The following is a 24,935-nucleotide window of genomic DNA, read 5'->3' as shown; positions in this document are numbered from 1 at the left end:
TTTCTAATCAAAGCAATCTCTATATAATATGTATTACTTGCGCACCACAACTCTCCTCATAAAACTCAATCGGACCTGCCTGACCAATCACTGCATATTCATAACCAATTTGCTGCATTTCAGCCAAGCATCTATGTAATAGTTCTCTTCCTACACCCTTTACACGATTATTTTTAGCGATTCCCATCGGTCCAAACAGCCCCTTCTTTCCTCTTACAACATCATAACAAGCAAAACCAATAATCTTCTTCTCTTGCACTGCGATATATATTGGCATTTCTTGATATATTTGAAAACCATTATGAATTGCATCGATCCATCTTTCTCCAAATTCAAACATAACAAATTGAAGAAGTTCTTCTAAATCAGATTGAACAGCTCGTCTAACATTGCAAACGGCATGTTTCATACTTGTTGATATTTCACAACTATTCAAATTTACAGTCATATCTCTTGGTACTGAAACAATCTGTAAAATACTTTGTTTCATATCTTCGTCTATTAGACTTGCTATTGTCTCATCTTGCTGAAGGATCACGCTTAAAATATGTCCTTCATTCACATATAATTGATTAAATCGCGCCATCTTATGTTTAGCTAACTGTAATATCTCCATTGTTTTATAAGAAACTTTGTATCCTTGTACTTCTATATATCTTTTATCTTGAAAGCCCCTTTGTTGTAATTGTACAAATTTCGTTACAAAATCTAGCCCTATATTATGAAATAAATACATATATAATTCACTACAAACCCCTGTTCCTTCTTTATAGGCTCCTATAAATAAATCTAACGGGCGAATGATATACTCATTATATTTAGATTCTTTGCTTGCAATTTGAAAGATTCTATTTACACGCTTTGTGAATCGAAACTCTTCCATGTATATTCTCCCTTCTACGGCAATTTTTTAAATATACACTTCGCTCCTGTATCATCAGATTCTATACTCCAGTCGATACCCATCTCTTTCGCCATAACAGCAATAATAGATAATCCAATTCCCGCACCTTTATTTTGCGAATGAATATTTTGAAAACCTGGCCCATGGTCAACAACTGTAATTGTTTTTTCCCCATGGTTTACATATACCCCTATAAACTTCCCATCATCTGCATGCCTAACTACATTTTGAATTACATTATCTATAATTCTTTGAAACCAATTTTCATCGATATTCCAAAACAATTGCTTTTCTGGAATCACAATATCAACCTCAAAACCTTTCTCATCTAATATGTCATACCATGATGCAACAACCTTTCTCATTAAACGTGTCATATCCCTTCGTTCCGGATGATATGGATATTTCTTTGCCCTTATTAATGAATACGATAGTAAGTTCTCTATTAACTCCGCTAAGTAATTAATTTTTTCATCCATTCGTACGATTGTTTTCTGTCCTTTGACTGAGATAACTTCTTCTTTTAAAGAATCTATTTGTGCACGCATTGTCGTTAATGGCGTTCGCAAATCATGAGAAAGATCGGCAATTAGTTTTCTACGAAATTGCTCCTCTTCCTCCTCCTTCAATCGACTTTGCTGTAAAGCCTCTACCATACGATTAAAAGACTCTTCTAATAAGCCGATCTCGTCTTGCTTTGATATAGAAATTTTTGACGGAAGTGTCTGGTCTTGCGGAAGTTCCATTGCTTTTTGTAGCTTTAATAATCTTTTTCTAATCTTAAGAAAAAAGATGATAGAGATAATGATAAATGTTGTGAAGCATCCAATAATAACCATTTCAAAAACAATTTCATATCTTTCACGTATTTGAGCAATTGGTGCCTTCACATATTTCCTCGGAATTTGAAATACCATAAATGCCCCTTGCTTCTCTTTTCCAATGTAAGATACAACTGTAAATGGATCCCCTTCAAAACTCCTTTTCATAAATGCAACTGCATCACTTGCACTCCACTCCTGTGGAATATTTTGTTTTTTAGGAATTTGAAGGTTCGTTTTCCCTTTATTATCTACCCAAAACATTGATCCTTCTGGATATTTCCCTTGAAATTCTTGAAAAGTTCGCTCAATTCCTTCAGGATTTTTTCCGTGTAAATCTGTCGCTTTATTTCTCCATTCCTCTTCTATTTGCACACTAGAATACGCAACTTTAAAATCCTCTATCCACTCGATATATTTAATGAAGAGAAACGAACTGAGTGGGACAATGAGAGGTAACAATATAATCGCTATAAATATGATAAATAAGTACTTTCGTAATAGTGATGTACTTTTTATCATACTTTACACCGATAACCTATTCCACGTATTGTTTCTATTATTTGAGGACTACTTGGATTTCTCTCTATTTTTTCGCGTAAATGACGGATATGAACCATCAATGATTTATCTCCTTCTATGTAGGATTCATTCCATACTGCCTCAAAAATTTGTTCTTTCGTTAATGTACGATTCATATTCTTCATCAAATAAAAAAAGATTTGATGCTGCTTTCCTGATAAAACAATTTCTTCACCCGTGTCTATATCAACAATCCGGTATTCTTTCATAAATACTTTTAAATGTTTCACATGTTGCACTTCTGCTCCATCTTTGTTATACCGCCTTAATAAAACTTCAATACGTGCCATTAACTCTTTTGGATGGAATGGCTTTGTTATATAATCATCAGCAAATGTTAATCCATATATTTTATCTTCTAATGTTGTTCTTGCAGTTAACATAATAATAGGGGTATCTGGATATTCACTTTTAAAACGTTGACCTAGTGTAAAACCATCAAGGCCTGGCAACATAACGTCTAAAACAATTACATCTGCTATTTCACATACTTCATTCGTACCATTCTCTGAAGTAAACCATGCAACTTCATACGCTTGTTTCTGCAGTTCTCTTTTGACCCATTCCCCAATCTCGTGATCATCCTCAACATATAAAATGTGTGTCATTTCTTCACCTTCATATACAAATTTAACCTTTCTCTTCCATCATAAGGAATACAACACGATTTGAAAACCAGCACACTCCAAAATTAGGGAATACTGTATAAATTTAAACAAATCTTAAACTCTTCTAACATTATCATTAACCTTTATTTCCTATACTTGATTTGAGGTGATAGGAACATGAATTATATTTTGAAAACGACAGGGTTAACAAAAAGATATCGAAATGATTATGTAGTACATAACGTAGATTTAAAAATTCCAAAAGGAGAGATTTATGGATTTCTCGGGCCTAACGGAGCTGGCAAAACAACTAGCATTCGCATGTTATTAGGTCTTATTAAACCAACGCAAGGAAAGGTCGTGATATTTCAACAAGATTTAGCTAAAGAACGCTTATCCATATTATCTAAAATTGGAGCTCTCGTTGAAAATCCATCTTATTATGCCCACCTAAATGCCATTGAGAATTTAGAGGTTTACCGGATTTTAAGAAATGCTCCGAAAGAAAAAATTGAGGAAGTGTTACAAATTGTCGGTTTACAACATGCTGCCAAACAAAAGGTAAAAGAATACTCATTAGGAATGAAACAACGGTTAGGAATTGCAATTGCCTTACTTGGTGATCCACAGCTATTAATTTTAGATGAACCGACAAACGGACTCGATCCAGAGGGGATTCATGAGATTCGTACGTTAATTAAGCAATTAGCAAAAGAAAGAGGAATTACCATCCTTATATCTAGTCACTTATTAAGTGAAATTGATCAAATGGCAACTTATGTTGGTATCATTGCAAAAGGAAAGCTTATTTTTCAAGACAAAATAGAAACATTGCGCCGCCATGCTCAGCACTCTATTTCACTTATGACAGACAAATCAGATGCAGCTTGGAAAATCATTCTCGCTAAGGGGATTCCTTCTATGCAAGAAGAGCAGCGAATTATTCTATCAAATGTATCAAATGAAACTGTTGGCGAAATTGTAAAAACACTTGTAACACATAACATTTCTGTATTCAGAATTGAAGAAAATAAAAAGTCACTCGAAGAGATATTCTTACAGCTTATAAAGGAGGAAGAGACACATGTACAAACGCCTCTTTCAATCTGAGCTTTTAAAAATAAAAGGGAAGTGGATTTGGTTTTTAATCTTTTTAGGACCAATAGGTGTTATTTCTCTTCAGGCATGTAACTTCTTTCTTCGATATGATTGGTTGACAAAGAAATATGCGAAGGACTTATGGAGTGGCCTCATTTCTGAAGCTCAACCGCTTGCTCTCACAACTCTTATATTAGGAATTACGATTGTTACTTCTTTAATTGCACACATAGAGCATCATTCTAGTTCATGGAAGCATCTCTTATCCTTACCTATTTATAAGCGACATATTTTTCTAGTAAAATTCATACTGGTATTTTTCCTGCTTGCTGTATCTTGTTCTTTATTATTAATTGGCATAGTTGGATTGGGTTTAGCATTACAATTCGATGCTTCCATTCCATGGCTTTCTATATTTAAAATGAGTTTCTATCCTTATTGGTCGGCACTGCCAATTGTAGCGCTACAACTATGGATTGCTATCATATTTCAAAACCAAAGTATCGCATTTACAATCGGGCTTTTAGGAACTATTTTCACAATGTTTTCAGTAGCTCTTCCCAATTGGTTCATATGGAGATGGCCAAGCCTACGTATTGACTGGGGGTCTCCACTTCTATGTGTAGCAATAGGCCTAATCGTTGGTATATGTATGTTATGTATTGAAACAGCAGATTTTACTAGAAGGGATGTGCATAAATAATGCTTTGGCTTAAAACCATACAAGCTGAATTTTATAAAATTAAAAAAACCAAAATATGGACATTACTATTTTTAAGCCCGATTTTAGCAGGAGTAATAGCTTATGCAAATGCCTCAAACTATCCCGATTATAAACATTGGGAGTTAATTTATAATATCATGATAATGGTACATGGTATGTTGCTTCTTCCATTATTAACAGGCATTTTCACTGCATTTATTTGCCGATATGAACATTCAAATGGTGGTTGGAAACAACTTTTAGTACAACCTATATCACGATATCACGTCTATATTATAAAATTTCTCTTTATTCTCTTATTTATAGGTGCGATGCAAGTCTTCTTCATTATAAGTTATATTAGCGTTGGACAACTTTTGCATGTCCCTGGGCCATTCCCTCTAGCTACTATAGTAAAAAGTGTAGTAGGCGGCTGGATTGCTACCCTCCCTTTAATCGCCTTACAATTATGGGTTTCAAGTATTTGGTCCAGCTTTGCAGCACCGATTGCTTTAAATGTTATAGCTTCCATACCCGCTATGATAATTGCGAATTCTGCAAGGTTCGGTCCCATCTATCCATGGTCCCAACCTTTTCTCGCTATGCTTCCTAAAGAAGGCTCTGGGCTGTTTTATATCTCTGTTCAAACACTAGTATTTGTCGTAATCGGGAGCTTTGTGATTGTATTTATAGGTGGCTTTGTTCATTTTATGAAAAAAGCATATTAATTTTTTACATACAAATAGCCCAAAACTATTTCAAAACAGGATTGGGCTATTCAGCCTAACTAAACATACAAATCATATCCATATATAATAGAAACAATAATCCCAACTACCACTATCCCAGGCAATAAATTTGCCACTTTAATTTTAATAAAACCAAGTAAATTGAGTCCAATTGCAAAAATCATAATCCCACCAGTCGCAGTCATTTCTACGATAAACTGATTCATTAGCTTCTCTGGTACAAAACTATTAATTTGCGTCGCGAAAATCGCAATACCTCCCTCATATAAAATGACTGGTATTGCTGAAAATAGTACGCCTATTCCAAGCGTTGTCGTTAAAATAAGCGAAATAAATCCATCAATAATTGCTTTTGTAAATAGCACATCATGATTTCCACGAATACCGCTATCCAAAGCTCCAAGTATCCCCATTGCTCCGATAGCAAAGATTAATGTAGCTGTCACAAATCCAAGAGATATACTCCCTTCTCCTTTTGAGCCAACCTTTTTTTCTAGCCAATCCCCTAAACTCTTTAACTTTCCTTCTAACTCCAACCATTCTCCAATCACTGAACCAATAACAAGACTTATAATTACAACAAGAAAGTTTTCGCTTTTTAATCCCATTTGAAGACCAAGTACAGTAACAGCTAAACCAATTGTATGCATAACTGTCCCTTTCATACTTTCTGGAATATTACTTAATAGTTTACCTAATATAGTACCAATTAGTATACAAATTCCATTCACTACTGCTCCTAATATAACCATTATGCCTTCTCCATCCTCTTCAAGCATTATTTTTCAAATTTTTATATCTAACATACAACAAAATACACGGGATTTTAACGGAATTTTCAAAACTCTACAAGTAAAATCGACTTATGTATTGTATTTTTTCCTCGTTTCATGTTACCGTAATATTACACTATGAGATGAGCTCTTAATACATAGCTATCATCTGACATAAGCATCTTTCATCTTACATACCATGTCTAGCATACATAAAGTGAAACTTTAATCAGCTCTCACCAATCAGACTTTTACGGGCAGTTCATCTCCCACCTTAACCTCTTTGCTTCCGCTGAATTTTAAGACGGGAGTGTTACTGTCCATAAATAGCGGGATAAACTATTAAGCACTTACTCATTTTTGTACATATTATATGAAACTCTCATCATTGAACTTTCTAAAAGGAAGTCATGATATAAAAAGAAAAAGGAAAGATAACTATGACACCTTTATTTAAACGATTTATTTTAATAGTAATTCTCATTACACCGATTGTTTTATTGATAAATAACTCCTTTACATCAAAAGCAAAAGATACAGCTGGCGTAGAAAATAAAACGAAAAAAGCAACGGACACAAAGAAGAAAGAGAATCCTGAAATTACAATTACTTTCTCTGGTGATACGATGTTCGATTGGAATTTACGACCAGCTATTCAAAAAAACGGTGCTGATTATCCGTTCCAGCATGTGAAAGATGAAATAACCAAAGCTGATATTTCCTTTATAAACTTGGAATCTGCATTTACAACACGGGAGAAAAAGGCCCCTGGTCAGTCATTCTGGATCAAAAGCGATCCTTCCACATTACAAGCTATTAAAAACACAGGCTATGACATTGTGAATATTGGCAATAACCATACGCTCGACTATGGACAAGATGGTTTAATGGATACGATATCTCATGTAGAAAAACTAAAACTCCCTTATATTGGAGCTGGAAAAAATGCAGATGATGCATACATAGCTAGAGAAATCACAGTAAAAGGGAAAAAAATTAAATTCCTTTCCTTTGTTCGTTTTATGCCTGACTTTACCTGGGTAGCTGGTAAAGACAAGCCAGGTGTTGCAAATGGATATGATATCAATCTAGTAACAAAAACGATTAAAGAACAAAAGAAAGACGCCGATTATCTGATTGTGTATATGCATTGGGGTGTTGAAAAATCTAATAGACCTGTAGACTACCAAAAACAATATGTACCGAAAATAGTCGAAGCTGGTGCTGATGCGATTGTTGGAAGTCACCCACATTGGTTACAAGGATTTGAATACTACAACAAAGTCCCTGTCGCTTATTCATTAGGAAACTTCTTATTCCCTAACTATGTAAAAGGAAAAAGTGCTGAAACAGGTGTATTGACCCTTACATTTAAAGGAAAAGATGTACAAATGTCAATTAACCCTTATATCATTCGTAATGATCAAATTTCACCAGCCACCCCTGAGGAAAAGAAAAAAACACTACAATATTTACAAACCATTTCAACTGATGTAGAAATTGATGAAACTGGAACAATCAAAAATAAACGTAGTTAGAAAAAAGGAAGCTTTTCACTAAAAAGCTTCCTTTCTTTTTGTATATTAAATTAACAAATCAAACAAAACAGGATTTTTATTTAACTCCATAAATTGAATATTATTTTCTCGAAAACGGGTAATTAACGGTTCATAATCTTCTTTATGTTTTAGCTCCACTCCAACGAGTGCAGGTCCATTTTCTTTATTATGTTTTTTAATATACTCAAAACGAGTGATGTCATCCTCTGATCCTAATCCTTTATCAAGAAATTCTCGCAATGCTCCTGAACGTTGCGGAAATTCAATAATAAAATAATGTTTTAACCCTTCGTAAATGAGAGAGCGTTCTTTCATTTCCTGCATTCTATCAATATCGTTATTTCCACCACTTAACGTACAAACAACGGTTTTCCCTTTAATTTCGTCCTTATAAAAATCGAGTGCTGCAATTGAAAGAGCACCAGCTGGCTCCGCAACGATTGCATTTTTTTTGTACAATTCTAAAATCGTTGTACAAATTTTCCCTTCAGGAATCAATACAATATCATCCAATACGTCTTTACACGTTTCAAAGGTTAATTTCCCTACCTTTTTGACAGCTGCTCCATCAACGAAACTATCGATTTTTTCTAGGGCCACGTTTTCATTTTGTAAAAAAGCTTCTTTCATCGATGCTGCTCCCTTTGGTTCCACACCGATTACTTTTGTCGTAGGACTCACACCTTTTACATATGTACCAATACCTGATGCTAAACCACCGCCACCAATTGCTGTGAAGACATACTCCACATGTTTCTCCATATCGTGTAAGATTTCAACAGCGACTGTCCCTTGACCCGCAATTACATATGGATCATCAAACGGATGAACAAACATCATGCTATTTTCCTCACAATAGCGCTGCGCTTCTTGGAAAGAGCTATCAAATGTGTCCCCAACTAACACAATTTCCGCATAAGTACCACCAAAAAATTGTACTTGAGATACTTTTTGCTTAGGTGTTGTTGTTGGCATAAAAATTTTAGACTGAATCTTCAATAAATTACACGTATAAGCAACCCCTTGCGCATGATTACCAGCACTAGCACATACAACCCCATTTTGTAATTGTTCTTTCGATAAGCTTTGAATTAAATTGTAAGCACCTCGAATTTTAAACGAACGAATTACTTGTAAGTCTTCTCGTTTCACATATACATCACATTCATATTTCTCAGATAAAACTGAATCCCGCTGGAGCGGTGTTTTATTGACGATATCCTTCATATGATTATGAGCCACAAGGATATCTTCGATTTTCACTCTCTCCCTTACATTTTGCACCATCTCGTATCATTCCTTATCTCTTTTATATAGATTTAATCAAAATTTTGCATTTTTAGCACTGCACCTGTATTCGCTGATGTTACCATTTGTGCATAGCGCCCAAGCCATCCTGTTTTCACTTTTAACTCTGGTTTTTTCCATTCTTTTCTCCGTTTTTCTAATTCTTCATCACTTACTCTCACTTCAAGTAAACGTTCCTCTACATCAATACATACAATATCGCCTTGCTCGAGAAGTGCAATCTCTCCGCCAGCAGCAGCTTCTGGTGAAATATGTCCTACTGAAATGCCGCGTGATGCACCTGAAAACCGACCATCTGTTAATAGTGCAACATCTGCGCCTAATCCCATACCAGCAATTGCTGAAGTTGGAGCTAACATTTCTGGCATACCAGGTCCACCTCTTGGGCCTTCATAACGAATAACAACAACATCTCCTTTTTTCACTTTACCTAGCATAATCCCTGCAAGCGCCTCGTCTTGAGACCCAAAAATAACACATGGTCCTTCGAAACGTTTCACTTCTGTTGCACCACTTTTAATAACAGCACCATCTTTTGCAAGGTTTCCTTTTAATATACGCAGACCACCTTCTTCACTATGAGGATTTTCAAGAGAGTGAATTACTTCTTTATCTTGAATTTCTGCATGAGCGATGTTTTCTCGTAATGTCTGGCCAGTAGCTGTAATACGGTCCAGATGGAGTACACCTTCTTTTCTACTTAACTCTTTTAAAATAGCGCTGATACCACCTGCACGATCAATATCTTCCATATGCCAATTAGAAGCTGGGCTCACTTTACATAAATGTGGAACGCGTCTTGAAACTGCATCAATTCGGCTCATATCATAATCAAGTCCCGCTTCCTGTGCGATTGCTAACGTATGTAATACCGTATTTGTTGATCCTCCCATCGCCATATCTAATGCAAATGCATCGTCAATCGCTTCTTCTGTTACGATATCTCGTGGTTTAATATCACATTCAATTAATACTTTTAATTTTTCAGCTGCTTGTTGAATTAGTTCTTCACGCCTTGGGTCTGTTGCTAAAATGCTACCATTCCCAGGAAGCGCAAGCCCTAATACTTCACATAAACAGTTCATTGAATTTGCAGTGAACATACCTGAACAAGAACCACAAGATGGACAACCGTGATCTTCAATATCCTTTAACTCTTCTTCTGAAATTCTCCCAGATTGATAGGCACCTACCCCTTCAAAAACGGAACTTAAGTCGACTACTTCTCCTTTTGATGTTTTCCCTGCAGCCATTGGACCACCAGAAACAAATACAGTCGGAATGTTAACACGTAATGCGGCCATCATCATACCTGGTGTGATTTTGTCACAGTTCGGAATACAAATCATCCCATCAAACCAGTGTGCATTTACTACTGTTTCCACTGAATCGGCGATAATTTCACGGCTTGGGAGCGAATAGCGCATACCGATATGCCCCATCGCAATCCCATCATCTACCCCAATTGTATTAAACTCAAACGGAACCATACCAGCTGCACGTACCGCTTCTTTTACAAGACGACCAAATTCATTTAAATGTTTATGACCTGGAATAATTTCAATGAAAGAATTACAAATTGCTACAAACGGCTTATCAAAGTCTTCATCTTTTAAACCAGTTGCTTTTAATAAACTACGATGTGGTGCTTTGTCAAATCCCTTTTTAATCATGTCACTTCTCATCTTTTCAAGTCCCTTCTGTTCATTTTCACTTATCTATCTCCTACTACTTTTTCACTAACTCTTTCCCCTTTGGCTGCTGGATCCAAGTCATCATCTCTCGTAATTCTGCTCCTACTTTTTCAAGTTGATGATTTTGCTCTGCCTTTTTCATCGCATTGTAAGTTGGACGTCCTGCTTGATTTTCTAAAATCCATTTCTTTGCAAATTCGCCTTGCTGAATCTCCGCAAGAACTCGTTTCATTTCTTTTTTCGTTTCATCTGTAACAATTCTAGATCCTGTTACATAGTCACCAAACTCTGCTGTATCTGAAATAGAATGGCGCATATTCGTTAGACCACCTTCGTACATTAAATCAACAATTAACTTTAGCTCATGTAAGCATTCGAAATATGCAATCTCCGGACGATATCCACCTTCTGTTAACGTTTCAAAGCCTGCTTTCACAAGTGCAGTTACCCCGCCGCATAATACAGCCTGTTCTCCAAATAAATCCGTCTCTGTTTCTTCTTGGAATGATGTTTCAATTACACCAGCACGTGTACAACCAACTCCTTTGGCATATGCAAGAGCTACATCAAAAGCGTTTCCAGTCGCATTTTGATAAACGGCAACTAAAGCTGGAACACCATTTCCTTCTTGAAATACGCGGCGAACAAGATGTCCTGGACTTTTTGGCGCAACCATCGCTACATCTACGTAACTTGGTGGCTGAATTTGTCCAAAGTGAATATTAAATCCATGTGAGAAAAGCAACATCTGTCCTTCGCGAAGATTCTTTTCTACTTCATTTCGATATACATGCGCCTGCTGTTCATCTGGCAATAATACTTGTACAACGTCTGCGGTTCTTACCGCTTCTGAAACTGACATTACTTCAAAACCATCCGCTTTCGCTACGTTAAAAGATTTTCCTGGACGAACACCCACTACAACATGAACACCGGAATCACGTAAATTTTGAGCTTGCGCATGACCTTGTGACCCATAACCAACTACTGCCACCGTTTTCCCTGCTAATACCTCTAAATTTGCATCTTTTTCATAATATGTTTTCATCTTCACATACACTCCTTATAATTTATTTACTTGCAAGACATCAATTAACTTTTTTAACTGATTTACGAGCAATATCGCTTCATTTTCTGTACAAACTGTCGTAAGTTTCATTTCCGAAATCTCTCTTGTTTCTCCTTCATTTAAATTTAAAAAAGAAATATTATAACCACGCCGAGCAAAAATTCCACTTACTCTTAGTAAAACTCCAGGATCGTTATTGACAACGAGTGAAAAAGTATGACTCATTCTTGCCACCTCTTCATAATCATTTCATGATTCCCTTTATTAGGAGGGACCATTGGAAATACGTTTTCGCCCTCTTCTACACAAAAATCAACAACAACTGGTCCTTGATGACAAAATGCTTCTAACATGACTTGTTTCGCTTCAATCGGATTTGTAGCGCGCAAACCTTTTACTCCATATGCTTCTGCTACTTTTACAAAATCAGGCGATCCAATCTGTGATTCTGATAAACGATTTTCATAGAACATCTCTTGCCATTGTCTGACCATACCTAAAAACTTGTTATTAATAATAAAAACTTTCACTAGAATATTGTTTTCTGCAATTGTTTGCAATTCTTGAATGTTCATTTGAAATGAAGCATCTCCCGCAATACAGACAACTGGCTTATCCTCAAATGCAAGCTGAGCACCGATTGCTGCTGGGAATCCAAATCCCATCGTTCCTAGTCCACCAGATGTTAGAAATGTTCGCGGCTTTTGCGCCTTATAAAAATGTGCTGCCCACATTTGATGCTGCCCAACTTCTGTGGTCACAATTGCTTCACCATTTGTTAATTCACTTACTAAATGAATCACATGCTGCGGCTTTAATTTTGATTCACTCTGTTCATATGACAGCGAGTATTCTTCTTGCCATGTTCTTACTCTCTCTACCCATGAATCAGTTTGGCACTCTATTCGCATATCTACCAACATGTGCAACGCTCGCTTCACATCTCCAACGACTGGATATTCTACTTTCACATTTTTATGAAGTTCCGCTGGATCAATATCGATATATACCTTTTTAGAATGAGGTGAAAATAGTTCTAACTTTCCTGTTACTCGGTCGTCAAAACGAACACCTAAGGCAAGAAGTAAATCGCATTCCGTTACTGCCATATTTGCGGCATACGTACCATGCATGCCTAGCATTCCTAAAAACAGTGGATCTCCCGGCGGATAAGCGCCGAGTCCCATTAAAGTCGAAACAACTGGAATACGGTTCTCTCTTGCAAATGTTAGAATCTCTTCAGATGCATCTGCATGAATGACACCGCCGCCGATATACAGTAGCGGGCGATCTGCTTTTGAAATTGCCTCCGCCACGCTCTCCAGCTGCATTTTGTCTGGTTCGATCCGTGGCTTATAACCAGGAATTTGAACTTCTCCTTCAAAAACATTCGTTACAATAGAATTTTGAACATCCTTTGGAATATCAATTAACACCGGACCCGGTCGTCCACTTTTGGCAATATAATATGCTTCCTGCAATATACGTGATAGCTGATTCACATCTCGTACTTGATAATTATGCTTTGTAACCGGCATTGTGATTCCCACAACGTCCGCTTCTTGAAAACCATCTTTTCCAATGAGAGGTGTTGCTACTTGCCCTGTAATTACTACTAAAGGAATCGAATCCATATACGCATCTGCTAAACCAGTAACTAAGTTTGTAGCCCCAGGGCCGGAGGTAGCAAATACTACCCCGACCTCTCCAGAAGCTCTCGCATACCCTTCTGCTCCATGAATAGCTGCTTGTTCATGACGCGTTAAAACATGTTTCAAACCACTGCGATACAGCGCATCGTAAACTGGTAAAATAGCTCCGCCCGGATAGCCAAACACTGTTGTTACACCTAATTTCTTTAAACATTGAATAACATGTCCGGCACCTGTTACTTTTTTTACTTCTCCATGATCCACTTCATCACACACTGCATGTTGTTCCTTCATTTTGCTAACTCCTTCCCCTATTCGTTAAGCTAAGCTTTCTGCTAGTCCCGGAACGCGCACTCCTCGCTCTCTCGTTAACTTTTTAAATTCTTCTGTTAACTGTTTCGTTACTTCTCCTGGTTTTCCAATTCCGATTTCTCTTGAATCCACTCTTACAACTGGAATTAATTCAGCAGCAGTTCCTGTTAAAAACACTTCATCCGCTACATATACATCGTGACGAGTAAATGGTCTTTCTTCACAAGGAATATTTAACCTTTCACAAAGTTCAATGACACTATTCCTTGTAATCCCTTCAAGAGCCCCTAAATATGCAGGTGGCGTTACTACTTTTCCATCTTTCACAATGAACACGTTATCTCCCGATCCTTCACAAACATATCCTTGTTGATTTAACATAAGTGCTTCTAGCACACCTGCTTGTGCTGCTTCAATCTTTACTAATACGTTATTTAAATAATTCATCGACTTAATACGTGGATCAAGTGCATCTGGCATGTTACGCCTTGAAGCAACAGATACAACAGCCTTTTCTTTTTCTACTAATTCCCCATTCATATAGATATACTGGTTACCCATCTTACATCGCTCCTCTTTTTTATCTCTTTATGTGCAATCCATCTTTTTATCGATTGCTGAGAAGAATGCATTTTATCAGAACATTCTGTATATTAATTATAAAAATATCCTCGCCTCAACAATCGATTTTCTACAAACGTGTAGCAATCCATTGCTGAGACGAGGGAATCGTGGTACCACTCAGCTTCCTTATACTTCTCGCGAAATATATGCTCTGTAAGTCCTATTAGACTTTTGTTCTTTTACCGGGAACAACTCCGCTGCTCTCTACTCATTTTTTTCAAGGACAGTGCTCTGAGGTGATCTTCAACCGATACAATTGTTACCACCCTCACAGCCACGGGGCAGCTCTCTGAAACAATTTGTATCGTTTACTCTCCTCTTCTTTGCATTCTTCTATTCTCTTTTCTAAAGTAAAAACTCTCGCCTCAGCAATCAATCACTACGTCATAGTAGCTTTGATTGCTGAGGCGAGAGTTTCGCGGTACCACTCAGCTTCCTTATATTTCTCACAAAATATAAGCTCTGTAAGTCCTATCAGACTATCACCCTTTTACCGGGGATGAAACCGCCGCTCTCTACTCGGTTTCCCTTTCGCAAGCGATGCTCCAAGGTGATCTTCAATGATTCGATCGTTACCACCCTCACAGCCATGGGGCAGCTCTCTGAAACTTTCATAATCATCTACTTTCCTCTTCTTTGCATATACAATATATAAAAATTAGAAAATTCTAAATTAACTTTTAAGTTATTACACGTATTATAGGACTTCATTCTTTTCATTGTCAACATGTTTTTTGAAAAATTTTATTTTAAATTATAATCCGAACTTTTTATCAAAATAAAAAAGGAATGAATCTCAATTCAACACTCATATATTACTTAAGGCTTGTCTATTAGAAAAGACAGCTTCATACATATGTAAAATTATTAAGGAGATGATGTGAATATGTTAAAAGGAAAAGTTGCATTGGTTACTGGAGCAAGCCGTGGAATTGGACGCGCTATTGCAAAACGCTTAGCAAACGACGGTGCATTAGTTGCTGTTCATTATGGAAATCGTAAAAGCGATGCAGAAGAAACAGTGCAGGAAATTCAATCAAATGGCGGTTCAGCTTTTTCTATAAATGGTAACCTCAAATCGTTACATGGTGTAGAATCTCTTTACCAATCTTTAGATGACAAATTGCAAAAACATACAGGTGAAAATAAATTTGATATTTTAGTAAATAACGCAGGAATCGGTCCGGGAGCCTTTATTGAAGAAACAACTGAAGACTTTTTCGATCGAATGATTTCCGTGAATACAAAAGCCCCATTTTTTATTATTCAACAGGCATTGTCACGTTTACGTGACAATAGCCGTATTATCAATATTTCATCAGCTGCAACACGAATTTCTTTACCCGATTTCATTGCCTACAGCATGACAAAAGGCGCGATCAACACAATGACTTTTACACTAGCAAAGCAACTTGGAGCAAGAGGGATTACAGTTAATGCGATACTACCAGGCTTTATTAAAACAGATATGAATGCTGAACTCTTAAGTGATCCAATGATGAAACGATATGCAACTGAAATCTCTGCTTTCGGCCGTTTAGGAGAAGTAGAAGATATTGCAGATACCGCTGCATTTCTTGCTTCCTCTGACAGCCGATGGGTTACTGGACAATTAATTGATGTGAGCGGTGGTTCTTGTTTATAAAAAAACATATAGTTTCAAATCTTTTTTATTGCGCAATAAAACAATTTATATAATACTAGATAAAACATATCTATTTAGGAGGATTACAGCAATGACAGAAAAAACATACGAACTCGCAACCTTTGCAGGCGGCTGCTTTTGGTGCATGGTAAAACCATTTGATGAACTTCCAGGTATTCAAAAAGTTGTTTCAGGCTATGCTGGTGGCCACACCCCAAACCCAACATACGAACAAGTAAAGTCTGGAACATCTGGGCATTTAGAAGTTGTTCAAATTACTTTCAATCCTTCTATTTTCTCTTATCAAAAATTACTAGATTTATACTGGCCACAAATTGATCCAACTGATGATGGCGGGCAATTTTTTGACCGTGGACCATCCTATCGCACAGCGATTTTTTATCATAATGAATCGCAAAAAGAGCTAGCCGAAAAATCAAAGCTAGCAATAGCAGAAAGCGGTATGTTTAAGGATCCAATCGTGACGGAAATTCGTTCAGCTGCTCCTTTTTACGAAGCGGAAGAATATCATCAACATTTTTATAAAAAAAATCCTGAGAAATATGCTCAGGAGCGTAAAGAGTCTGGTCGTGAAGATTTTATTAAGGAAAATTGGCAACAGAAATAATAAACAGACATCTTTAAGGCTGATGAAAAATTGTTTCATCGGCCTTTTTATATTTCAGTATAATAATTAACTCCTTACTTATTCACTTCATTTTTTAACTGCAACGCAATCAAACTAGCAAAATCATGTACTAGTGTCGCAGCTAATAAAGAAGTAATTTGAGCTTGATCATATGGCGGTAACACTTCCACTAAATCGAAACCAATATAATTAAAACCACTTAATGAACGCACCATATTTAATGTCTCACGACTGTTAAATCCCCCAACTTCTAATGTCCCTGTACCAGGCGCACAAGATGGATCTACAAAATCAATATCAAACGTTAAGAAACACGGTGTATCGCCAATCGTTGTTCGCATTTGCTCAAGGATACTTTCAAAACCACGATTACATAATTCTGCTGTTGTAATAACGTTATATCCTAAGTCATTGCTAGCTTCTATATCACCAGGATGATTCAATGTTCCACGAATTCCAATTTGAAATACTTTGTCTGGCTGTAGTAGCCCTTCTTCATGTGCACGTATAAACGGCGAACCGTGCCAATATTTTTCCTCATAATATGTATCCCATGTATCTGTGTGCGAATCGAAATGAATCATTGCCACAGGTCCATGAACTTTCGCTGCCGCACGAAGGCTTGCTAATGTAACAGAATGATCCCCTCCAAGACCTATCGGGATAATTCCTTGCTGCATTAACCCAAAAACGGCTTCCTCTATTAAATCATAGCTGCGATGAATATTATGTGGAATCACAGAAACATCACCAATATCAATCGCATTTGTGTCATCAAATGGGTATACATGGTGAATTGGATGATATGGAAATAAGGTCATCGATGCCTGACGAATTGCTTGTGGAGCAAAACGAGCACCAACGCGAAAAGAAGCAGCAGTATCAAATGGCATTCCTAAAATAGCAACTTTTGCTTGCTCATTACTTGATGGCAATCTCATAAATGTACCTGTCGTACAAAACTCTGGTTTTACATCTGGTGTTAGTGGATATTTCATTTCTCATTTCCCCTTTTCAAACATAATTTTTTGCATCCGAAAGAAACTTTTTTTATATGAATGTTTTTTATTAAAATGCAAAAATCATGCCATATAGAAAATGATTCGTTACCCTCTATTCACTCTTTTTCTGTCTATGCATAATTGCATAGCTTATTCTAATCAACATACAAAGTATGAAAAATAGTTTTTATTAAAAGACAAGAAATTTCATAAATCACTTATTAAAAGAGTGCGTTTATAAAATGGCACACATGATATAATAGGCGTTTTTATTTTACATATATAATTGTAATTGGTGCGGTCTATTCAAGGGATGATAATGATTCAAGAAATAAAGTAAATTACTTAAATTGCAAACCCACTTAATTTATGACAAAAAAGCAAATTAAATTTCAATAAATCAAAAAATATTACATTTATATTACAAGACACATTGATTATTTCAATATTACAGAATATAATTCTTTTGTGAAAATAAAAACTAAAATTATTCATTATTTGGGGGATATGGAAAATGAAGAAATCTATTTTACCAATTTTAATGACTGCAATGTTTGTAGTTCCTACAGTTTCTCATGCAAAAGAAAATGTAGTTGTTCAGAATCATACATATGCAATTGAGCAAGGTGAAGAAAATGGGGCTATGGTTCCACATTGGTCAAAATATGGAGGTTCTTGGTATTACTTTAATGAAGATGGTAATACAGCTAAAGATTGGAAAAAGATCGTCGGCACTTGGTATTTCTTTGGTAAAGATGGAATTATGGTTACAGACTTGAAAACTATTAATAAAAAAACATATTATTTTAATGATAATGGAGCTATGATGACAGGTTGGAAACAATTTAATGGACCTGTGTCTTATAACGGAAAATGGCGTTATTTTAATGAAGATGGCTCCATGGTTAAAGATTGGAAAAATATTAAAGGCACTTGGTATTACTTCGATGAAGAAGGATTCATGGCCACAGGTAAAAAAACGATTATAGGACAAACATTTTACTTTAATGATAATGGCAGCATGGTGACAGGTTGGAAACACTTTGGTGGTTCCGACGGATGGCATTACTACAATGAAGATGGTTCCATGGCTATAGGAGAAAAATTGATTAATGATAAAGGGTATTATTTTAATGATAATGGGACTATGGTGACAGGTTGGCGTGAGATTACTAGTGGGCCCTATAAAGGCACTTGGTATTACTATAATGAAGATGGTTCCATGGCTACAGCATGGAAAAATATAAAAGGGACTTGGTATTTCTTTTATGGAGATGGGACTATGGCTACTGGCTGGTTAAAAGAAGGATCTACTTGGTACTATCTAAATGCAAATGGTTCTATGGCTACTGGCTGGTTAAAAGAAGGATCTACTTGGTATTATCTAAATACAAATGGGACTATGGCTACTGGCTGGTTAAAAGAAGGATCTACTTGGTATTATCTAAATACAAATGGTTCTGTGGCTACTGGCTGGTTAAAAGAAGGATCTACTTGGTATTATCTAAATACAAATGGTTCCATGGCTACTAGCTACCTGTTCATTGATGGAAAGTGGTATCACTTTGCAGATAATGGCGTTATGATCTAAGTGAATTTCAATGGGTAGAGATTTACATCTCCTACCTATTGAAAAGTATCCCTAGACCTGTTCCCTCTATTCTTTAGGGAACAGGTCATTTTTGTTTTCTTGAACTCACACACAATTATAGTGATGAATGTAGTTTAGTACGATCTTTTGCAATAATTTATTTCCTCAATCTCTCAATAAAGTCATGTAATTTATCAAGCGAAGTCATATTCTGATTACATGCTATACTATCTTTACAAATATAGTTTCCTTTTTTAACAAAAGTACCTGGTACATCACCTTTTATTTCAACTAAAAACAGACCTACTTCTTCGTGACCATGACACAATGAACAAATACTCTTTTTATTTATACTTTGAAATGTTCCCTGTAGGCCAACAAACTTATTTCCGTTCTTTGCTATAATAAACTTTCTGCCCGTTCCTTTATCAATCCAACCTAAATACGACATTTCTTTCATATTTATTTCTTCTATTTCAGGAAGCTTCAATTTTTTAGCTTTAGGAAATATTTTTTTTAACGCTTGTGGTGTAATTTCCTGAAACGGAATAACATATGGATTTAACTGAAGTAAAAACGATTCTGCGTTCTCTCTATTTTCAACTGCCAAAATCGTATCGATTATTTTTTTTTGTTCATCAGTAAGATTTTCAAAAACATGTAACACTTTTTCTATTGCAAGAGACTTCAGCGCAGCAATAACACCTCTATCGTTTGCTGTTGCGTGTCCATGCGCTAGAATATGAGTTTGTGATTTTATAAAATTATATTGATCACTTCTAATAAATGCTTCCATTATTATCACTCCATACAAATTGTTGATCTCTTTTTATTGTATACAATACACTTATTTTATAAAATGTCGAAAACGATTCATAAACAAAGTATACACAAAAAGCACTGATTATTTCTAATTGAATAATCAGTGCTTTTCATTATTATTTTGAATACACGATTTTTTTTATCGTTTCCGTAGAAAGAAAGTATTCCTCTGCTAATTGATGAATGGTAGTTCCACTTTTAAAAGCATGTTTAATGTCTCTATTCCGCGCATCAAGTTGCTTTCTTCCGCCAGATCGTGTACCCCATTTATAATGTTTAGTTTCTTGTTTGGGAATGTAAATTGTTTCACCTTGTACATACTTTTGAATTTCTACAATTAAGCTTTCTGGTAAAACAGTCGCTGCCTTTACGTATTTCATTTCTGCTCGCCCCTTATTTTTTATGGTTCATTTCAATAAGGTGCAAAGCCAAATATAAAAGAAATGATACGAGCTCATTTTGGCGATTGAATATTACTTGTCTACCTCACGCAAAGTATCGCCATTTCCATACTTGGCTTTGCATGAGACGCTGCAGTGTCTGGCAATTGTATTGTAATCGCCATATCAACACCTCCTAATATACCTTTTGATTCAACTTTATTATATGATAAATTTTCCTCACTTGCATCCCACTACTTTTTAAAATTAAAAATAATGTGAGGGCGCTTTATGAACAAAAGAATCATTACATCATTGATTATACTAACCACTCTTCTCTTCCTACTCTTTGGAACTTATAAATTAATGAATTCACGAACGTATCAACTATTTGGTAAATTAACAAATCGGGTAGAAACAAATCAAAAAGTCGTCGCCCTAACCTTCGATGATGGTCCTACAAAAAATGTAGAACCTGAATCTATCATTTTATTACATTCCATGTATGACGATTCTAATAAGGCCTTAAAGACCATTGAAAGCATTTTAGATTCTTTATCTAAAAAAGGCTATCAATTTGTTACAGTAAACGAATTGCAGAAAAGATAATTCTATAATTAAAAGGCTCTAGCATAACGTTATGCTAGAGCCTTTTGTACTTTAAATCACTCCAATTACATTTAAAAATACGATAATAATTGCAATTGGTGCGATATAGCGAAGTAAGAATAACCATAATACAAATAATTTATAGCCTTTATTTTTACTGACACCCAGTTCTTTCATTAATACATCTTTCTTCATTTTTAACGGCACGAAGATTGCAACTAATAATACACCAAGCGGCATAAGAACATTACTTACTGCAAAGTCTGCTAAATCAAACACTGTTTTTCCAAAGAGCTTCACATCACTTAATACACCATATGATAGTGCCGATGGAATTCCAACAACAAAGATTAGTAATCCAACAATCAATGCCATTTTTTCACGTTTTCCCTTTCCTTTTTTCGTTAAGGAAGCAACACTAATCTCTAACATAGAAATTGCAGATGTTACAGTAGCAAAAAAGAATAGTAATAAGAAAATAATGAAAAATAGTTTTCCAAATGCCATTTTACTGAAGATAGCCGGTAATACAATAAATAGTAATCCCGGTCCTTGAGATGGCTCCATTCCAAATGCAAATACAACCGGGAAAATTGCAAGTCCCGCAAGTAATGTAATAACAAGTGTTAAACCAACAATAGAAAATGCTGAACGCGGTAAATTTTCTTCTTTCGGCAAGTACGAGCTATACGTTACCATTACTGCCACACCGACAGATAATGAGAAGAACGATTGCCCCATCGCATATAAAACAATCTCAGACGTTACATGCGAAAAATCAGGTTGTAAGAAGAAACGTACCCCTTCTCCCGCTCCATCTAATGTAAGCGCACGAACAATTAACACAAAGAACAAAACGAATAGTGCTGGCATAAAGTATTTATTTACTTTTTCAACACCATTTTGCACGCCTTTACTTACGATAAAAATAGTAATAAGAATAAATAATAGCTGTGATCCAACTGCTAAATATGGATTGGAAATGATTTCACCAAATGTTGCTTCGTATGCACCATTTCCTTCCCATAGTCTACCTGTAATTGCATTCCATAAATATAATAAAATCCAACCTCCTACAACACTGTAGAAAGAAAGCAATATGAAACATGTTACAATCCCTAACTTACCAACCCACGGCCATAATGTTTTAGGAGCGATCTCTCTATACGCATCAACAGCCTCTTTTTGCGTACTTCTTCCGATTGAAAATTCTGCCAATAATAAAGGTAAACCAATCAGTAAAGTAAAACCAATGAATATTAGGAAGAAGGCACCGCCCCCTCCAATACCGGCCATATACGGAAACTTCCAAATTGCGCCAAGGCCAATTGCTGAACCTGCTGCAGCTAAAACGAAACCTAATTTCGATGTCCATTGCTGTGAATTCATCTTTCTATCTCCTCTCTTCTTCTATTTTTTCTTGTTATTACATTTCATACTTACTCGTATTGTTCTATCCTCTTCCCTTTCTAATACAACCACTTCCCTTCAGAAACAAAAAATCGCCCCTACAGTAACGTAGGGACGATAAAAATATCGCGGTACCACCCTAGTTGTGAAGAATAATAAGAAACCGCCGAAATAAAAAAAGCCCCTACGAAAACGTAGGGACGATAAAATATCGCGGTACCACCCTAGTTATGAAGATACAACTAAAATAACCCCTAAATAAAAAACGTCCCTACGCAAAAACGTAGGGACGATATATATCGTGGTACCACCCTAGTTGTGAAAAAATTCTTCACCACTTTATTTTATAACGGTATATACTACCGTCTTTCATTTCCTCACAATGTGAGATTTATGAAAGATGCTCCAGGACGAACTTCATGAATAATCTATATACTGATTCGCACCAACCATCAGCTCTCTGTCATAGGGAGATTTTCACTACTTTACCCTTTCATTGCCCAACTATATGTTTTCCGAATTGATTACTATCATTTTTATCATACAATAAAAAGAGTGTCAACTGATTTTTTTGAATTTTTATGTATTAATTTGCTATTTGTTGCTATAAAAATTCAAAATATGACTTTTTGATGAATACTATTGCACGACTTATGGTTTATGCTTTATAAAATCCACTGACAGGTTTATAGTAGTATAGGATGATTGTAACAGAGCACGAGTAGGAGGAAAGGTTTTGTCTACTTCAAAAGTTTTAAAAGGTACAGCTTTACTAAGCGGAGCCACAATGATTTCGCGTATTTTAGGCTTTATATACTTCTTCCCCTTTCAACTATTAGTTGGTGAACAAGGGGTTGCTTTATATGCGTATGCATATTCTTGGTATGGCATCTTGCTTAGCTTTTCAACAGCCGGCATTCCAATTGCTGTGTCGAAATTTGTTGCTAAATATAATGCATTAGGTGACTATAACACAAGTAAGAAACTGTATAATTCTAGTGTAAAAATCATGCTGCTTATGGGTTTCGCTGGATTTTTAATCTTATTTATCGGAGCACCTTACGTATCGCAGTTTATTATTCGTTCCAAAACACCTGATCCGGGGTTTATCGCTGATGTAACACTTACAATGCGAGCATTAAGTTTTGCGCTCATTATTGTTCCAGCAATGAGTGTAACACGTGGATACTTCCAAGGATTCCAACATATGAAGCCAAGTGCTGTTTCTCAAGTTGTGGAACAAATTGCACGTGTCATTTTCATTTTAGTAGGTAGTTTTATCGTTTCAAAATTACTAGGTGGTTCCGTTGCTTCTTCTGTTGCAGTCGCTACATTCGGAGCTGTTATTGGAGCAATTGCCAGCGTTTCAATTTTAATCATGTATTGGAAAAGATATAATCATTTAAAACCACCTGCAGGCGAACTAAAAACAAGGGCTTCAAACGTTTCATTAAAAAGCATTTATATGGAGCTACTTCGTTACGCAATCCCTATTGTTTTTGTAGGGATCGCTATTCCACTTTATACTTTAGTGGATCAATATACAGTTGCTGATGCACTAAGAGCAATTGGAACACCGCTTGAAACTGCGAATGCGATTTTCGCTTATATAACGAACTATGCTCAAAAATTAATTATGATTCCCGCTTCGCTCGCAACTGGATTTTCACTTACGATTATTCCAGCGATAACAAAATCATTTACAAGCGGGAAACTAGAAGAATTACAAGAACAAATTACAAAGATTTTCCAATTATTATTATTCTTCACAATCCCTGCTGCATTTGGACTCGCTAGCATCGCATATGATGCATTCCGCATGGTATATATGAGTCCTGATACCGCTTTAGGCGGGTCTCAATATTTAATTTCTTATGCACCATCAGCAGTATTAAGTGCGATTTTCACTGTTTCAGCAGCCATTTTACAAGGCATTGATTATCAGCGAAAAACAATGATTGCATTCTCAGTTGGTATTCTCGTAAAAATCTTAGTGAATACGCCACTTCTATATCTATTAGGTGGGCATGGAGCAGTACTTGGCACAATTCTTGGATATCTCGTTTCTGATATCATTATGCTATATTGCATCGTCAAATTTGCAAAGTTTGATATTGCAGAAACAGCTAAAACAGTATTTCTTATTACAATTTACTCCGCAGCAATGTCCGCTGTCGTAATAGGATTAAAAGCGATTATCGGATGGTTGATCCCTGGACAACCTTATATCGAATCATTGCTAATCGTTATTATTTGCGGCGTGGTTGGAGGAATTGTCTATCTTACTTTCGTATTAACAAGTGGCCTAGCATCACATATTCTTGGTGATCGGATTGGTCGTTTACCTATATTAAAAAAATTAGTAAAATAAA

22 protein-coding genes, 1 pseudogene and 2 other annotated features are annotated in these 24,935 nt (G+C 36.0%); of the genes and pseudogenes, 9 read left to right on the top strand and 14 right to left on the bottom strand.

Annotated features, from left to right (window positions below; all coding sequences use genetic code 11):
• Positions 1-19 precede the first annotated feature (19 nt).
• Genes ORL93_RS13395 through ORL93_RS13385 form a run of 3 tightly spaced genes read right to left on the bottom strand, consistent with a single transcriptional unit; the run spans position 20 to position 2,915 of the window.
• Positions 20-883: a GNAT family N-acetyltransferase gene (locus tag ORL93_RS13395; protein ID WP_265959131.1), complete on the bottom strand. Its 864-nt coding sequence runs from the start codon at positions 881-883 to the stop codon at positions 20-22.
• A gap of 14 nt (positions 884-897) precedes the next feature.
• Positions 898-2,247, bottom strand: a complete 1,350-nt coding sequence (locus ORL93_RS13390) for a HAMP domain-containing sensor histidine kinase (RefSeq protein ID WP_265959130.1) — start codon at positions 2,245-2,247, stop codon at positions 898-900.
• A complete protein-coding gene (locus tag ORL93_RS13385; RefSeq protein WP_265959129.1) occupies positions 2,244-2,915 on the bottom strand; it encodes a response regulator transcription factor in 672 nt (223 codons plus the stop codon). The genes ORL93_RS13390 and ORL93_RS13385 overlap by 4 nt, the downstream gene beginning before the upstream one ends.
• 177 nt (positions 2,916-3,092) lie before the next feature.
• Here ORL93_RS13385 and ORL93_RS13380 point away from each other — a divergent pair, with 177 nt between their 5' ends.
• From ORL93_RS13380 to ORL93_RS13370, 3 genes are read left to right on the top strand one after another with little or no spacing between them, the layout of a single operon-like run.
• On the top strand, positions 3,093-4,025 hold the full coding sequence (locus ORL93_RS13380) for an ABC transporter ATP-binding protein (RefSeq protein WP_003206779.1): 933 nt from the start codon (positions 3,093-3,095) through the stop codon (positions 4,023-4,025).
• Positions 4,000-4,716, top strand: a complete 717-nt coding sequence (locus tag ORL93_RS13375; RefSeq protein WP_265959128.1) for an ABC transporter permease — start codon at positions 4,000-4,002, stop codon at positions 4,714-4,716. The genes ORL93_RS13380 and ORL93_RS13375 overlap by 26 nt, the downstream gene beginning before the upstream one ends.
• The gene (locus ORL93_RS13370; RefSeq protein WP_006094465.1) at positions 4,716-5,444 is read left to right on the top strand and encodes an ABC transporter permease; all 729 of its coding nucleotides are present in this window, start codon (positions 4,716-4,718) and stop codon (positions 5,442-5,444) included. Before ORL93_RS13375 ends, ORL93_RS13370 begins: the two co-directional genes overlap by 1 nt.
• Before the next feature lie 59 nt (positions 5,445-5,503).
• On the opposite strand, the gene ORL93_RS13365 is transcribed toward ORL93_RS13370, so the two are convergent.
• Positions 5,504-6,217 (bottom strand): DUF554 domain-containing protein, encoded by a 714-nt coding sequence (locus ORL93_RS13365; RefSeq protein ID WP_018766677.1) that lies wholly within the window; start codon positions 6,215-6,217, stop codon positions 5,504-5,506.
• Between the two features lie 461 nt (positions 6,218-6,678).
• Here ORL93_RS13365 and ORL93_RS13360 point away from each other — a divergent pair, with 461 nt between their 5' ends.
• Positions 6,679-7,776 (top strand): CapA family protein, encoded by a 1,098-nt coding sequence (locus ORL93_RS13360; RefSeq protein ID WP_265959127.1) that lies wholly within the window; start codon positions 6,679-6,681, stop codon positions 7,774-7,776.
• 45 nt (positions 7,777-7,821) lie between these two features.
• On the opposite strand, the gene ilvA is transcribed toward ORL93_RS13360, so the two are convergent.
• The 6 genes and pseudogenes from ilvA to ORL93_RS13330 form a co-directional block, all read right to left on the bottom strand.
• Entirely contained in the window at positions 7,822-9,084 is a 1,263-nt protein-coding gene (ilvA, locus tag ORL93_RS13355; RefSeq protein ID WP_265959126.1) for a threonine ammonia-lyase IlvA, read from the bottom strand.
• A gap of 32 nt (positions 9,085-9,116) precedes the next feature.
• Complete coding sequence (ilvD, locus tag ORL93_RS13350; protein WP_016114381.1) at positions 9,117-10,790, bottom strand: dihydroxy-acid dehydratase; 1,674 nt, start codon at positions 10,788-10,790, stop codon at positions 9,117-9,119.
• A gap of 43 nt (positions 10,791-10,833) precedes the next feature.
• Positions 10,834-11,847: a ketol-acid reductoisomerase gene (locus ORL93_RS13345; RefSeq protein ID WP_018783448.1), complete on the bottom strand. Its 1,014-nt coding sequence runs from the start codon at positions 11,845-11,847 to the stop codon at positions 10,834-10,836.
• A gap of 15 nt (positions 11,848-11,862) precedes the next feature.
• On the bottom strand, positions 11,863-12,093 hold the full coding sequence (locus ORL93_RS13340; RefSeq protein ID WP_018783447.1) for an ACT domain-containing protein: 231 nt from the start codon (positions 12,091-12,093) through the stop codon (positions 11,863-11,865).
• Positions 12,090-13,814, bottom strand: coding sequence for an acetolactate synthase large subunit (ilvB, locus tag ORL93_RS13335; RefSeq protein ID WP_098160432.1), 1,725 nt, complete (start codon positions 13,812-13,814; stop codon positions 12,090-12,092). The genes ORL93_RS13340 and ilvB overlap by 4 nt, the downstream gene beginning before the upstream one ends.
• 24 nt (positions 13,815-13,838) lie before the next feature.
• Positions 13,839-14,342 (bottom strand): annotated as a pseudogene (locus ORL93_RS13330) (aminotransferase class IV); the annotation flags it as partial.
• 514 nt (positions 14,343-14,856) lie between these two features.
• Positions 14,857-15,102: a binding site (T-box leader), on the bottom strand.
• Positions 15,103-15,342: 240 nt separating this feature from the next.
• On the opposite strand from ORL93_RS13330, the gene ORL93_RS13325 reads away from it, so the two are divergent.
• Positions 15,343-16,101, top strand: a complete 759-nt coding sequence (locus ORL93_RS13325) for an SDR family oxidoreductase (RefSeq protein WP_003202700.1) — start codon at positions 15,343-15,345, stop codon at positions 16,099-16,101.
• 91 nt (positions 16,102-16,192) lie between these two features.
• Entirely contained in the window at positions 16,193-16,729 is a 537-nt protein-coding gene (msrA, locus tag ORL93_RS13320; RefSeq protein ID WP_018766685.1) for a peptide-methionine (S)-S-oxide reductase MsrA, read from the top strand.
• Between the two features lie 74 nt (positions 16,730-16,803).
• Here msrA and speB read toward each other — a convergent pair whose 3' ends face one another.
• Positions 16,804-17,748, bottom strand: coding sequence for an agmatinase (speB, locus tag ORL93_RS13315; RefSeq protein ID WP_006094454.1), 945 nt, complete (start codon positions 17,746-17,748; stop codon positions 16,804-16,806).
• A 517-nt stretch (positions 17,749-18,265) separates the two neighbouring features.
• Here speB and ORL93_RS13310 point away from each other — a divergent pair.
• Complete coding sequence (locus ORL93_RS13310) at positions 18,266-19,342, top strand: N-acetylmuramoyl-L-alanine amidase family protein (RefSeq protein WP_097794153.1); 1,077 nt, start codon at positions 18,266-18,268, stop codon at positions 19,340-19,342.
• A 157-nt stretch (positions 19,343-19,499) separates the two neighbouring features.
• Here ORL93_RS13310 and ORL93_RS13305 read toward each other — a convergent pair whose 3' ends face one another.
• Both ORL93_RS13305 and ORL93_RS13300 read right to left on the bottom strand, forming a co-directional pair.
• Positions 19,500-20,138, bottom strand: a complete 639-nt coding sequence (locus ORL93_RS13305; RefSeq protein ID WP_097794154.1) for a FusB/FusC family EF-G-binding protein — start codon at positions 20,136-20,138, stop codon at positions 19,500-19,502.
• Between the two features lie 142 nt (positions 20,139-20,280).
• Positions 20,281-20,544: a CD3324 family protein gene (locus tag ORL93_RS13300; RefSeq protein ID WP_003206761.1), complete on the bottom strand. Its 264-nt coding sequence runs from the start codon at positions 20,542-20,544 to the stop codon at positions 20,281-20,283.
• 291 nt (positions 20,545-20,835) lie between these two features.
• Between ORL93_RS13300 and ORL93_RS13295 the strand changes: the two genes are divergently transcribed.
• Entirely contained in the window at positions 20,836-21,153 is a 318-nt protein-coding gene (locus ORL93_RS13295; RefSeq protein WP_265959125.1) for a polysaccharide deacetylase family protein, read from the top strand.
• Positions 21,154-21,204: 51 nt separating this feature from the next.
• Here the strand turns inward: ORL93_RS13295 and ORL93_RS13290 are convergent, their stop codons facing one another.
• A complete protein-coding gene (locus ORL93_RS13290) occupies positions 21,205-22,542 on the bottom strand; it encodes a sodium-dependent transporter (RefSeq protein ID WP_003203801.1) in 1,338 nt (445 codons plus the stop codon).
• Positions 22,543-22,845: 303 nt separating this feature from the next.
• Positions 22,846-23,069, bottom strand: a binding site (T-box leader).
• 230 nt (positions 23,070-23,299) lie between these two features.
• On the opposite strand from ORL93_RS13290, the gene ORL93_RS13285 reads away from it, so the two are divergent.
• On the top strand, positions 23,300-24,934 hold the full coding sequence (locus ORL93_RS13285; RefSeq protein WP_265959124.1) for a putative polysaccharide biosynthesis protein: 1,635 nt from the start codon (positions 23,300-23,302) through the stop codon (positions 24,932-24,934).
• Position 24,935 lies beyond the last annotated feature (1 nt).

It is taken from the genome of Bacillus sp. DHT2, assembly GCF_026241455.1.
Classification (GTDB): Bacteria; Bacillota; Bacilli; order Bacillales; family Bacillaceae_G; genus Bacillus_A; species Bacillus_A pseudomycoides.
This window is presented reverse-complemented; position numbering and strand designations above follow the sequence as displayed.